The following is a 12,775-nucleotide window of genomic DNA, read 5'->3' on the forward strand; positions in this document are numbered from 1 at the left end:
TTCGTTCATTTTCATTCTTTTTTAATTTCTTTCAAAGACCAGTGGCCCGTCACTTCATACTGGTCAATCAAGTCCTTGGCTGTTTGCGTGATCTCCTCTGGATAATGTAGGCTTTCTAGCGTATTGACCGCATTCTTGGTTACGGCTGACCCTGGCTTGATCTGGTAGTCAAAGACGATCTTGCCATCCACATAGCGACTGTCAAAATGGTAATTATCATTGACTTCACCGGAGGCTGCGACCAGCTCAATATCATGGCTGGAAATCATGTAGAGACAGTTTTGGGCAGCTAACCAGCGGACAATCCCAAGGCCTGATCCGATCCGCTCGATGGTATTGGTCCCCTTAAAGAGCTCGTCAATAAAGAAATAGTGAAAACCAGGCTTTTTCAGATGCTGAATCATACGTAAAATAGCTTTACTTTCGGTGATGAAGTAACTATCTCCAACTTCAATGTCATCGCTCACATCCATAGCCGTTAGCACATGACCATAGGGAAGGGCTAATTTTTCTCCATAGGCAAAGCCTAACCCTTGAGCCAGAATGGCATTGATGGCGACAGTTTTCAGGTAGGTCGATTTCCCGGAGGCATTGTCCCCACTGATGACCATATTTTTCTGAAAATGCACATCATTCGCAATCGGATTAGACAGCAAGGGATGATAGAGCGTCTCACCTTCAATCCCACCCGTCTCTGTAAAGACTGGCTGACAGACCACTTCTAGATCCCGCTTATGGCGCAAGAGACTAATAGCGACTTCCATCTCCCCTAGCAGATCCAGAAGTTTCTGGGCCTCTTTTTGATGAGCCTTCACCTGATTGTAAATATAAACCTGAGCGATCTGCGGGAGTAAAAAGAGGACGTTGAGGTAGAGGAGAACAATTTCCATCTCAGAGGTCCCCGTTGGACTCTGCAAGACACTGGCAAGGATCCGCGTTTTCTTAAAGGGTTTGACCGCTTGCTTTAGTTCTTCTTGTTGTGGCAAGGCTAGATGGCTCAAGCGTTCTGCCGAAGCAAAGATGCGGACCAGATAGCTAACATTATCCAGACGGATTTTATTGGACCAATTGCGCAAACTCGAAAAGACAATATTAAAGACCACACTGATCACCAAGAGGGTAATGGCACCGACTGGCTCAAAGGGGATGGCAAAGAGACAGAGGATTGGAAGACAGGCCAAGGCTATATAGAGGGGCAAACCTGCATAATGCTTGCCAGGATTTGCGACAATGCTACGCGCCATATTGTGGTTCTTCTTGCCCAGTTGGTTGAAAATGACCTGGACCTTGAGCCGCAAATCAGGATGCTCTTCAAAGAAGGCTTCTAAGTCATGAAGCTGATCCTGAGGCTGGAATTCCAGCAGGCGCATTTTTTGATAGAGAGCTTCTGCCCCAAGGCTCGATTGGGTGTAATTGAGCTGATCAAAGACCGCATCCAAAGCCAAATCATGCCAGGTCTGATCATCCACTTGGCTATCGATCGTCCTTCCCTTAGCTGGATAAGCCAGACTGTCTATCAAACTTTCTTCCGTGTCTTTCTTACGAAAGAAAGGTGCTCCATCCCAAGCTTTTTTCAGCTTTTGCTTGAGGCGGATGGCCGTCAGAAATTTGGTTGCCCAAATCACCACCATCAATCCTAGAATCCCAAGCGGAATCCAGTTCACATTTCCTTCCATGCTCTATTCCTTTCCACTCTGAGGCCAGTCCAAGTGAACATGTTCCTTCATTTCTCGGTAAGCCGTGTCCACTCTCTCCTTGGTCTCCTCATCCAGCTTGTCGCGGTATTTGCCACCCTGGATAAAATCTTCCAAAATATAGGTCTGGTACTTGTACAACTCATAGCCTTCAGGAGAATAGGTCCCCTTCGGAGTTCGACTAACCCAGGTTGGATGAGCAGTAGCCGTCTTAATCTTTGTCTTGCGGCCGACCTTTTCGATGGTCACATCCATCAAGACTCCTCGCTCTGTCCACTGGGCAGTCTCCACGTCCCCCATGGTTTCCAGACGCTGATTAGAAAGGAAATTCCCCATCGAGTAGATGATGAGCTTGTTTTGACCATCTTTATTGACCACTTCAGCAGGCTCTACAACATGAGGATGTCCACCAAAGACAATATCAGCTCCCCAAGAAACCATCTTATGATAGAGCTCTTTTTGCTCTTCTGTCGGCTCCAACTGGTATTCGATTCCCATCTGGGGCATGACAATGGTGATATCAGCCTCTTGCTCTGCCTTTTGGATCTCCGCCTTCATCCGCTCTTCATCCAAATCAGACAAGACATCTGCTTGCTCCTCTGGAGTGAGCGTCGTTTCCATCCCATTAAAGCCGTAAGCATAGGCTAGAATAGCAATCTTGATGCCATTCACTTCCTTGATCACCAAGGGAGCTTGCCCTCTCTTTTCATGCGTGTAGACACCGACAGGTGTGATGCCTGCATCTTCAAAGGCCTTGGCTGTCGAATAGACCCCATCTAGGCCTGAATCCAAGATATGGTTATGTCCCAAATCCATGACATCATAACCAGCATCCTTGATGGCTGGTACGACTTCGCTCGGCGCATTAAAGAGAGGATAACCTGACAAATAGTAATCCGGGTTAATGGTTCCCTCAAAATCGCCCAAGGCTAGATCCGCTTTTTGTAGCCAGGGTTTGACATACTCATAATTTTCATGAAAATCATAGCTTCCGTCTTCCTTTTGTGCACTCATATAGACCAGATCATGATAGAGCTGATCTCCATTGGCCATGATCCGAGCTGTATGAGGAATCTGATCAGCCGGTGTTTTGGCCTTGTACACAACCTCTGGCCGTTCCGTTGCGGTGATCGGAAAGCCTTGGAACTTTTGCACCCACAAGATGGCATTGGCCACGATAAAAACAATGGACAAGAGCACATAGACAAACTGTTCATTGGTCAGCTCAATCCTTGAAAAGAGACGATCAAAAGCCCAATCAAAGGCCGCTGACAACTCTTTTCCCATCGTTTTGATGGTCCCTTTCACATTCTCCCACTTCTCTATCATTTCTACCTCTTCTTCATATCCAGTTTCTCCAATGATCCGCCAACAAATTGAGCTGTCATTGAAATACTTTCTCTTCATTGTATCACAATTTTTAAGAAGAGAAAAAAGAGAGCAGGACAGAAGCGCCATTGTTTAGAAACGCTTCATCGTCCTGCTCTTGCACAGTTGATTGATTCATATAAATGGTCACAAATCACTTCTTATCGTTTGATTTGGACAAGCTAATCGCAACCATGACAAGACTTAGGAAAAAAGCCGAAAGCAACCCTTTTGTCGTCCGATTCATAAAAGGTTGATGAAATACAAAATGATTATAGGCAATAAATCCTAATCCAATCAGAGTTACCATAGCCGAAAGCGCAAAAATCGTTCGCCATAAATTTCTATTTTTCATCATAAACTCCTTTTCTCTAAAACGAATGTTTGGGAAATGAATCAACTAAAAGATCGTCCTACAACATCCAAAATATACCGATTCAACAAACAGTTATATATCCTACTGTAGGAAATAAAGTTTTCTGATATCTTTGCCTTTTTTATGATTTCAGTCTAACATAAAATGAAAAAAGCAACATGACTTAAACGTCGGGTTGCTAAAAATCGTTCTTTTTTTCTTCTAATAATCTTTGTACCAGCACTTCATCATCCAATAATTCAGCAAATGTAATTGCCTTTCCATACAACTCCTCAGATTTCTCCTTGCTCTTTTCCACATGGAGCATATATTTTGCTTTAAACATATAAATAAGAGGTTTGTAATAAACATGTCTCGTCTTATCAATTACATCTTCGAAAGTTTGAATATATTTAAGCGTACATTTTTCTTCCAACTGAGCTAGCAAAACAAGCAATATTTTTTCCAACTGTGTCAGGTATTCCTTGTCCCTATAATCTATGTCAAGCATTACTTTATCAGCCAACTCCTGAAAATACCTTTTATCTTCTAATCCTACAGCACAGCAAAAAAAGTAGAGTTCAATAATTAACAAATCATTAACCGTATAAATTGTTTTCTTTAAGATTTGTTGAAAGTATTCTTCTAAAAGAGCAAAACCATATCTCACATCAGAACTATTATAAATATCTAGACGCGCTTGAATCACATCTATAAGTAATTGTTCATCCTCTGGAAGAAGATCGTAGTAACATTCCCCAATTTCTTCTAAAATCGCTTGTTTCCGCTCAATTCGTTCTCGATCCGCATAGGTCGGACTATCTACCAATTCTTTCTTTAACCTTAGATAATCTTTTGGTATTTCAATTTTGTCAATATCAACAAAATACTGAACTTCGACATTCAGTTTTTTCGCTAAATATATTAATTTGGGTACAGTGGGCATAGCCTGACCATTCTCAATTCGGGCTAATTGCCGAATAGTCAATTCAGTTTCATCATCGCAAATATCTGCTTGTGTAGATTTTCTATCTAGTCGTGTAGATTTTATTTTTTTCCCAATCTCTTTTTTTAAATCTTTCATCATCAGTACATCTCTACTAATTACATCTTATACTAATTTTAACACATACTTTGTTAGAATAACGAAAACCTTTTCATATTTTCCTTAAAAAGCACCCTAACTTGAAAATCATGCTCCTTATTTATAAAAGTGGCTTCTGTCTCTCAGAATGTGGATTTTTTTCTTACCTAAGGCAACCCAAGTGGTATTGCAGAAAACATCATCACAATTTTCAACTGATGCAAGCATCTACTGAAACTTTCCGATGTGAGAAAAGTGCCTGAAACAATGATGTTTCAGGCACTCGGGAGTTTTGGAACCTTAGGTCCAAAACTAAGTCATGGAACTTCTATGAAGTTCGCTGACGTCCGTACTCACCTAAGGAAAGTTTCTAAGATGCTTTTTCTATTATTTCAAAGCTTTTAACAAATAACCATAGCCTTCTTGCTCCATTTCCTCTTTTGGAATAAAGCGCAGAGAGGCCGAATTGATACAATAGCGAAGACCTCCTTGGTCTTTTGGTCCATCGGTGAAGACATGGCCGAGATGGGCATTGCCTGAGCGGGAACGAACTTCGATCCGCTCCATTCCGTGGCTATGGTCCTGGTAATAGTGGACGACGTCTTTGGTAATAGGACGAGAGAAACTTGGCCAGCCACAACCAGAAGCAAACTTATCCTTGGCAAAAAAGAGAGGTTCCCCCGTCGTAATATCCACATAGATGCCCTCTTCAAAGGTCAGATCATAGGCATTGTGGAAAGGACGTTCTGTCGCGCTTTCTTGAGTGACTTGGTACTGCTCTGCTGTCAGTTTCGCCTTTAGGATTTCTTGATCTGGCTTCTGATAAGCTGCTGGATCAATCAAGGGCTGCTCAGCATCTGTCACATCGATATGGCAATAGCCTCCAGGATTCTTCTTGAGGTAGTCTTGGTGGTAGTCCTCAGCTAGGATGTAGTGGCGCAAAGGTTCTAGTTCAACCGCTATTTTGTTGCCCAGTTGCTTCTCTTCTTCCGCAAACACTTGGGCGATCACCTCACGTTCTCCTTCATCTGTATAATAGACACCCGTCCGATATTGGCGACCTCGATCATTTCCCTGTTTGTTAACGGACAAGGGATCGATCACACGGAAATAGTAGAGCAGAATTGCGCGTAGAGTGATCTTGTCTGGATCGTAGATAACCTGAACTGTCTCTGCATGATCCGTTTCCTTGATCAGTTGGTAATTGGTCGTTTCTACCTGGCCATTGGCATAGCCTACCGTCGTCTGTTCTACACCGGGGATCCGTGAAAAATATTCCTCTAAACCCCAAAAACAGCCACCTGCTAGATAAATCTCTGCCATCTTTCTTCCTCGCTTTCCGCATTCCCTAAAAGGAACACTTCTTATCTATTAGCTCCATCATAATCCAAGAGCCTCATATTTTCAAGGATTCTGCATCAAAAATCCCTTCTACTACATGTAAAAGGGATTCAATCCTTCTTATTTTTCAAATAAGAAAAAGAGTGAGTAATAGAAATTCCAAAACGATAGGGTTAACTGATGTAGAAAATCATGAAGGACTACCATGACCAACACCTCCTCTGAATATCTGTGAACAAGCACCAGGCTAGTATCAACTACAAAAGCACCGTCGGTCCATAGACCTGTAACTGAGGCTTCACAACCTCGTAATGCCAGTGATCATAAGCTCGCCAAGCTTGAAAGGCTTCTTCGTTCAATACTAGCCCGCCCAGACCAATCAATAAACTGGCGGTCTGATAAAACTTTTCCAACTCAATCAACAGACGATTGTCTACCCGCCTAGCCTTTCGTAAGCCTTTCAACATCTGATCTAGATTTTCTCGAAATCGAAGGGCATCTGGACTAGGGGTGAATCCCTTAGAAAAGGCTGTTTGAAGAAGGGTGATCGTCGTCCTTGCCTCTTGAATCACGTCCCTTTCTTCCATAGAAATCACCTTCCTTTTCACCTCCATTGTACACCTTTTTCTCTCTATAAAAATGGAAAATTCCTAAAACTAGGAACAGAATGAGGCTGGGACAAAAGTCCTAGCCTCTCAATTGTTTCTAGATTGTCGAGCAAGACGCAGTGGTTGAGTGGGTCTACTACGCTGATTTCATCAGCTTTTACAGCCCTACTCAACTGTGCGGAGGTGGGACGACGAAATCGAATTCTAACGAATTACCGATTTCTGTCCCACTCTCATAAAAAACTTCCCCAAGTTTCCACTTGAGGAAGTTTTTCGAAAGATTAGTCAATGTAGTGCAATTTCCCACGGAAGTCTTCTAGGCTTTGGTAGCCTTTTTCTTCCATGATAGCTTTGAGCTCCGCAGTGATGCGGTCAAAAGCTCCTACTCCTTCTTTATGCAGCGTCGTTCCGATTTGCACCATACTAGCCCCACAAAGGATATGCTCAAAAGCATCGCGACCAGTCAAGACACCACCTGTCCCCACAATCTGAATTTCTGGGTTCAGACGTTGGTAAAAGGCATGGACATTGGCGAGAGCCGTTGGCTTGATGTATTCTCCACCAATCCCGCCAAATCCGTTCTTCGGACGAATCACCACGGATTCATCCTCAATGTAGAGGCCATTTCCGATCGAATTGACGCAATTGACAAACTTGAGCGGGTATTTGTTAAAGATCGCTGCTGCTTGATCAAAATGAACGATATCAAAATAAGGGGGTAACTTGATCCCTAGAGGTTTGGTGAAATAGGCAAAGACCTCAGACAAGATCCGATCTGTCGTATCAAAATCATAGGCAATCTGAGGTTTCCCAGGGACATTGGGACAAGATAGGTTCAACTCTGTCAAGCCTTTAAAATCACTGTCTTGCACCTTTTTCAAGATGGTATGGGTTTCCTCAGGAGACATGCCGACGAGAGATAAGAAGAAGGTCCGATCTGGATCCGTTTCTTGCAACTCCAATAAGTAATTCAAATAATAGTCCAACCCTTGGTTAGGTAGCCCCATCGAATTGATCGAACCAAGCGGCACATCTTGGTAGCGTGGCTCTGGATTACCAGCACGGAATTCTAAGGTCGCTGTCTTGGTCACAAAGGTCCCAGCAGCTGAGTTCTTCACTTCTTCTAATTCCTCAGTGGTCATACAGGCTACACCTGCCGCATTCATCAAGCAGTTGTCAAATTCAAAACCAGCAATTTGCGTTTTTGTCGATACCATCTTGTACTCCTTTTTTGAAACACCACCAACAGAATCGTTCGGGATGCTCTCTATTTTCTTCTTTCATTATACCATCACTTGGAAGCTTCCGGACAATCAAAGCTAAAAATTCTTCCAAACATTCGGACTTTCCTAGTCGCGATAAAATTTTCAGAAAATTCAACTTTTTTCTTTACAAGCCAAAAAAAGTCTGCTATAATGATCCATGTAAAAAAACATGACATTGTTTGTCAACTGTCTCAAAGCCACTCCCCTAGCGGGTTTGCTGGTTTTCGTTTCATTCAAAAAGGAGAATTAACATGACAACTGCTAAAGAATATATCCAAAGCACTTTCGAAACTGTAAAAGCTCGCAACGGCCACGAAGCTGAATTCCTTCAAGCTGTTGAAGAGTTCCTCAGCACTTTGGAACCTGTTTTTGAAAAACACCCTGAATACATCGAAGAAAACATTTTAGCTCGTATTACAGAACCTGAACGCGTGATTTCCTTCCGTGTTCCTTGGGTTGACCGTGAAGGAAACATCCAAGTAAACCGTGGATACCGTGTTCAATTCAACTCTGCTGTAGGTCCTTACAAAGGTGGTCTTCGTTTCCATCCAACTGTTAACCAAGGGATCTTGAAATTCCTCGGATTTGAACAAATCTTCAAAAACGTCTTGACTGGTCTTCCTATCGGTGGTGGTAAAGGTGGATCTGACTTCGATCCTAAAGGAAAAACTGACGCTGAAGTGATGCGTTTCTGCCAAAGCTTCATGACTGAATTGCAAAAGCACATCGGTCCTTCTCTTGATGTCCCAGCTGGTGATATCGGGGTTGGTGGACGTGAAATCGGATACCTTTACGGTCAATACAAACGCCTTCGCCAATTCGATGCTGGTGTCTTGACTGGTAAACCTCTTGGTTTCGGTGGAAGCTTGATTCGTCCAGAAGCAACTGGTTATGGTTTGGTTTATTATACTGAAGAAATGCTCAAAGCCAACGGCGACAGCTTTGCTGGTAAGAAAGTCGTGATCTCAGGTTCTGGTAACGTTGCCCAATACGCTCTTCAAAAAGCTACTGAACTTGGTGCAACTGTTATCTCTGTATCTGATTCAAATGGTTACGTGATCGACGAAAACGGTATTGACTTCGACCTTCTTACAGACGTGAAAGAAAAACGTCGTGCTCGTTTGACTGAGTACGCTGCAGAAAAACCAACTGCTACATACTACGAAGGTTCTGTATGGACTTACGCTGTTAACTATGACATCGCTCTTCCATGTGCAACTCAAAATGAAATCGATGGCGATGCTGCTAAACGTTTGGTCGCTCAAGGTGTGAAAGTTGTCTCTGAAGGAGCAAACATGCCAAGTAACATCGATGCCATCAACGTATACAAAGAAAATGGTATCCTTTACGGACCTGCTAAAGCGGCCAATGCTGGTGGGGTTGCTGTATCTGCTCTTGAAATGAGCCAAAACAGCCAACGTCTTTCATGGACACGCGAAGAAGTGGACGGACGTTTGAAAGACATCATGACCAACATCTTCAACACTGCTAAAACAACTGCAGAAACTTACGGACTTGGTAAAGATTACCTTGCAGGTGCCAACATCGCTGCCTTTGAAAATGTCGCAAACGCGATGATTGCACAAGGTCTTGTATAATCAATCGATATTTTTCTTTGAGACCTTCGGGTCAAAGCCTCTCAACTCCTGAAACTAGTCTGTTTCAGGAGTTTTTTGTAGCTACTGATCTCTTTAAGGACAATTGGTCTCAAGGGAAGACAGTCATTTTTAAAGAAAGGAATCTTAACCATCATTAGTGATGAGAGATTTGAGCCATCTCTTTTTCTGTATCTTTTTCTAAAAAAATTTTATTTTTTTTACTTTACCCCCTTGCATTTTAAATAAATTAGTATTAAACTATAGCAAAAGGAGGTGTGCTTATGTTTCTTTTAGCTCAAGAAAAATCAGATACGATCGAATTCCTTAAGTCTGAATTGGTCCAATTACTCTCCAATATGCGACAAGAAATCGCAGCTAGCCGTCAATCACAGACCGGCGCAGCTTGCCATCATATTGAATATTGCATGGACAAGATCCAAAGGGCAAAAAGTTCAGTAGCCATTGCCCTCCCCATCGAATCCTTAAATCTCGAAATCACGACTATGCTGCGCAAGCAACTCATCGTCTTGCCACCAGAAGCTCGAAAAAATTGGGACCAGATTAAAAAGCTGGACTTCAAATACTGCCACTTAAAATAGACCAAAAAAGAGAGTGGGACAGAAATCGGTAATTCGTTAGAATTCGATTTCGTCGTCCCACCTCCGCACAGTTGAGTAGGGCTGTAAAAGCTGATGAAATCAGCGTAGTATAGCCCACTCAACCACTGCGTCTTGCTCGACAATACAAAAATAATTGAGAGACTAGGACTTTTGTCCCAGCCTCTTTTTTGTGTTAAAAAATATAAAAAATTGGTTCATAAATAAATTTTATTCGATAGAATGATTCAATCGTCTACTTAAACTTTCCGCTGTGAGAAAAGTGCCTGAAACAATATCGTTTCAGGCACTCGGGAGTTTTGAGACCTCAGGCTCAAAACTAAGTCATGGAACTTCATCGAAGTTCGCTGACGTCCGTTCTCACCTAAGGAAAGTTTCTAAGAGTATCTTATCTACATTCTAATTTCTGAGCTTTTCTTATTACATGATCCCGTTCTTTCCTGTCGGTAGGCTAATCCCTGCTTCCATCAAGGCATCATGGTAGAGTTTATAGTAGGTATGATAAACAGTCGTCTGGGTTCCATTTTGCGCAGTCATCGCGATGCGGAAGGAATAACGACCATTTTTTTCGATCTGTGGGCCTAAAATCGTAGGATCTGTCAACACTTCTGGGTGTTTGTCTTGTTCAGACTGATTGACCTGAGCAATCACCTGATAGATCTTGTCGAGATCGGTATTTGCATCTAGTGGAATATCGATCAGCACGCGCATATCGCCACGTGAGAGATTGCTGACGACAGTGATGTTGCGATTCGGAACAAAGTGGAGAGTCCCATCAAAGTCCCGCACCTGGGTCGTTCGAATACCGACACTGCTGACAATCCCAGCAATATTAATAGACCCATTCGTGAGACGAACATTGTCACCCACATCCAGCTGGCGTTCTAAAAGGATAAAGAAACCATTGACCAAATCGGAAAGAAAGCCCTGGGCTCCCATCCCAATCGCCACCCCAGCAATCCCAGCACCAGCCAAAAGACTAGAGACCGGAAGACCTAGAATCGACAAAATCCAGTAGATCAAGATGAAATACAAACAATAGTTTAAGAGGCTCTCAACCAAGCGGAGAATCGTATTTTTACGGGCTTCATCCTGCACCGTATACTTAAAGGAAGGGGTTAATATCCGCTTGACCAGGCTATGGATGACCTTTTTAGCGATAAAAAATAAGAGGAAGACAAAAATCAGAGAGATACATTTTGATATCAGATCATCAAAAATATTTGTCCAGTCTATTTTACTGAAATAACGTTGGAAAGCTTGACTCATTTATTCGGGCCTTTCTAACAAAGAATAGTATGATTATATCAAATATTCGGAAATAAGGCTATTTTTTAAAAATTTCATTGCTTTTCCCCCCTAACTATCGTATAATATTCCTTAATTATTTTTTAAGGAGGTCTCACATGATTCATCGATTGATTACCACTTGGAATAAAACCAACCTTATGAAAAGGATCGCAATCGGTATTGTACTTGGTGTTATCCTAGCACTTCTCTTTCCGAAAGCAACTGGCATTGGACTCTTAGGAGAGTTCTTTGTTGGGGGACTCCGTGCAATCGCACCCCTTCTGGTCTTTGCACTCGTTGCAAACGCTCTCTCCCAACACCAAAAGGGGACAGAGACCAATATGAAAAAGGTCATCGCCCTCTATCTCCTAGGAACCTTTGCAGCTGCCTTCGTCGCTGTTTTGGTCAATTACATTTTCCCGATCACCATTACCCTAACTGGAAAGGCTGCTGAAGGATCCTCTCCAAACGGGATTGGCGAAGTGATCAGTAACCTCTTGCTCAAGATCGTCGACAACCCGGTCAATGCCTTGCAGCAAGCCAACTACATTGGAATCCTTTCTTGGGCAACTGTCTTTGGGATCGCCATGAGAGAGGCGAGTGAACATAGTAAAGACCTCCTCCAAACTCTGGCAGACATCACTTCAAAAATTGTCGAGTGGATTATCAACCTAGCTCCATTTGGGATCTTAGGCTTGGTCTTTACGACCATCGCTGGCCAAGGACTCAGTGCCCTTAGTAACTACGGGATTCTCTTACTTGTTTTGGTTGGTACCATGGCATTTGTAGCCCTGGTCATCAATCCATTGATCGTCTTTTTCATGATCCGAAAGAATCCTTATCCCCTTGTTTTTAAATGCCTCCGTGTCAGTGGGGTAACAGCCTTCTTCACTCGAAGTTCTGCAGCCAACATCCCTGTCAATATGCGTCTCTGTGAAGAGTTGGGCCTGAACCCGGACACCTATTCTGTCTCCATTCCACTTGGTTCAACTGTAAACATGGCAGGTGCAGCCGTGACAATCAATATTTTGACGCTCGCTGCTGCCAATACCTTGCACATTCAAGTTGACTTTGGTACGGCGCTCATCCTGAGCGTGGTAGCGGCTATCTCTGCTTGTGGAGCATCTGGAGTTGCGGGAGGATCTCTCCTTCTCATCCCTGTTGCTTGTAGCCTCTTTGGCATCACCAATGATTTGGCCATGCAAGTAGTCAGCGTCGGCTTTATCATCGGGGTCATCCAAGACTCTTGCGAAACAGCCCTCAACTCTTCAACAGATGTGCTCTTCACTGCCATCGCCGAAATGAGTAGCTGGCCAAAAGAAAAACGCTATTAATAGCTCTGATATGAAAAATAAAGTAAGTTAAATGATTCTACCAAGAAATAAAAATGAATTCTAACTTTTAAAATGAATCATGAACATACCGAAACTTTCCGCCGTGAGAAAAGTGCCTGAAACAATTGTGTTTCAGGCACTCGGAATTATTGAGACCCTAGGCTCAATAATTAGTCATGGAACTTCTTCGAAGTTCGCTGACGTCCGTACTCACCTAAGGA

Annotated in this window: 11 protein-coding genes; 3 read left to right on the top strand and 8 right to left on the bottom strand. The window is 42.9% G+C overall.

What is annotated here, in order from left to right; genetic code table 11:
* Positions 1-11: 11 nt before the first annotated feature.
* From ADH92_RS07425 to ADH92_RS07455, 7 genes are all read right to left on the bottom strand, one after another.
* Positions 12-1,676 carry a MutS-related protein gene (locus ADH92_RS07425; protein WP_049497979.1) on the bottom strand — a complete coding sequence of 555 codons (1,665 nt, stop codon included), beginning with the start codon at positions 1,674-1,676 and terminating at the stop codon, positions 12-14.
* A 3-nt stretch (positions 1,677-1,679) separates the two neighbouring features.
* Positions 1,680-3,023, bottom strand: coding sequence for a CapA family protein (locus ADH92_RS07430; RefSeq protein WP_049497980.1), 1,344 nt, complete (start codon positions 3,021-3,023; stop codon positions 1,680-1,682).
* A 193-nt stretch (positions 3,024-3,216) separates the two neighbouring features.
* A complete protein-coding gene (locus tag ADH92_RS07435) occupies positions 3,217-3,420 on the bottom strand; it encodes a hypothetical protein (protein WP_080976912.1) in 204 nt (67 codons plus the stop codon).
* 196 nt (positions 3,421-3,616) lie between these two features.
* Positions 3,617-4,504: a helix-turn-helix domain-containing protein gene (locus ADH92_RS07440; RefSeq protein ID WP_229042329.1), complete on the bottom strand. Its 888-nt coding sequence runs from the start codon at positions 4,502-4,504 to the stop codon at positions 3,617-3,619.
* 384 nt (positions 4,505-4,888) lie between these two features.
* Positions 4,889-5,824 (bottom strand): peptide-methionine (R)-S-oxide reductase MsrB, encoded by a 936-nt coding sequence (gene msrB, locus ADH92_RS07445; RefSeq protein ID WP_049497981.1) that lies wholly within the window; start codon positions 5,822-5,824, stop codon positions 4,889-4,891.
* 275 nt (positions 5,825-6,099) lie between these two features.
* Positions 6,100-6,456 (bottom strand): hypothetical protein, encoded by a 357-nt coding sequence (locus ADH92_RS07450; RefSeq protein ID WP_049497982.1) that lies wholly within the window; start codon positions 6,454-6,456, stop codon positions 6,100-6,102.
* Positions 6,457-6,731: 275 nt separating this feature from the next.
* Positions 6,732-7,667, bottom strand: a complete 936-nt coding sequence (locus tag ADH92_RS07455; RefSeq protein ID WP_003016837.1) for a dihydroorotate oxidase — start codon at positions 7,665-7,667, stop codon at positions 6,732-6,734.
* 299 nt (positions 7,668-7,966) lie between these two features.
* Between ADH92_RS07455 and gdhA the strand changes: the two genes are divergently transcribed.
* Positions 7,967-9,313, top strand: a complete 1,347-nt coding sequence (gene gdhA, locus ADH92_RS07460; protein ID WP_049497983.1) for an NADP-specific glutamate dehydrogenase — start codon at positions 7,967-7,969, stop codon at positions 9,311-9,313.
* 281 nt (positions 9,314-9,594) lie between these two features.
* Positions 9,595-9,912, top strand: a complete 318-nt coding sequence (locus ADH92_RS07465; protein WP_049490820.1) for a hypothetical protein — start codon at positions 9,595-9,597, stop codon at positions 9,910-9,912.
* Between the two features lie 438 nt (positions 9,913-10,350).
* Here ADH92_RS07465 and ADH92_RS07470 read toward each other — a convergent pair whose 3' ends face one another.
* Positions 10,351-11,199, bottom strand: a complete 849-nt coding sequence (locus tag ADH92_RS07470; protein WP_049497984.1) for a mechanosensitive ion channel family protein — start codon at positions 11,197-11,199, stop codon at positions 10,351-10,353.
* A 137-nt stretch (positions 11,200-11,336) separates the two neighbouring features.
* Between ADH92_RS07470 and sstT the strand changes: the two genes are divergently transcribed.
* The gene (gene sstT, locus ADH92_RS07475) at positions 11,337-12,554 is read left to right on the top strand and encodes a serine/threonine transporter SstT (protein ID WP_049497985.1); all 1,218 of its coding nucleotides are present in this window, start codon (positions 11,337-11,339) and stop codon (positions 12,552-12,554) included.
* The last annotated feature ends 221 nt before the right edge of the window (positions 12,555-12,775 follow it).

The organism is Streptococcus parasanguinis (genome assembly GCF_001073155.1).
GTDB lineage: Bacteria > Bacillota > Bacilli > Lactobacillales > Streptococcaceae > Streptococcus > Streptococcus parasanguinis_D.

Bases quoted from the DNA above. Each gene is read 5' to 3' on its own strand.
- ADH92_RS07455 (WP_003016837.1), bottom strand. From the start codon at position 7,667: ATGGTATCGACAAAAACGCAAATTGCTGGTTTTGAATTTGACAACTGC.
- ADH92_RS07425 (WP_049497979.1), bottom strand. From the start codon at position 1,676: ATGGAAGGAAATGTGAACTGGATTCCGCTTGGGATTCTAGGATTGATG.
- sstT (WP_049497985.1), top strand. From the start codon at position 11,337: ATGATTCATCGATTGATTACCACTTGGAATAAAACCAACCTTATGAAA.
- ADH92_RS07465 (WP_049490820.1), top strand. From the start codon at position 9,595: ATGTTTCTTTTAGCTCAAGAAAAATCAGATACGATCGAATTCCTTAAG.
- msrB (WP_049497981.1), bottom strand. From the start codon at position 5,824: ATGGCAGAGATTTATCTAGCAGGTGGCTGTTTTTGGGGTTTAGAGGAA.
- ADH92_RS07435 (WP_080976912.1), bottom strand. From the start codon at position 3,420: ATGATGAAAAATAGAAATTTATGGCGAACGATTTTTGCGCTTTCGGCT.
- ADH92_RS07440 (WP_229042329.1), bottom strand. From the start codon at position 4,504: ATGATGAAAGATTTAAAAAAAGAGATTGGGAAAAAAATAAAATCTACA.
- ADH92_RS07470 (WP_049497984.1), bottom strand. From the start codon at position 11,199: ATGAGTCAAGCTTTCCAACGTTATTTCAGTAAAATAGACTGGACAAAT.
- ADH92_RS07430 (WP_049497980.1), bottom strand. From the start codon at position 3,023: ATGATAGAGAAGTGGGAGAATGTGAAAGGGACCATCAAAACGATGGGA.
- ADH92_RS07450 (WP_049497982.1), bottom strand. From the start codon at position 6,456: ATGGAGGTGAAAAGGAAGGTGATTTCTATGGAAGAAAGGGACGTGATT.
- gdhA (WP_049497983.1), top strand. From the start codon at position 7,967: ATGACAACTGCTAAAGAATATATCCAAAGCACTTTCGAAACTGTAAAA.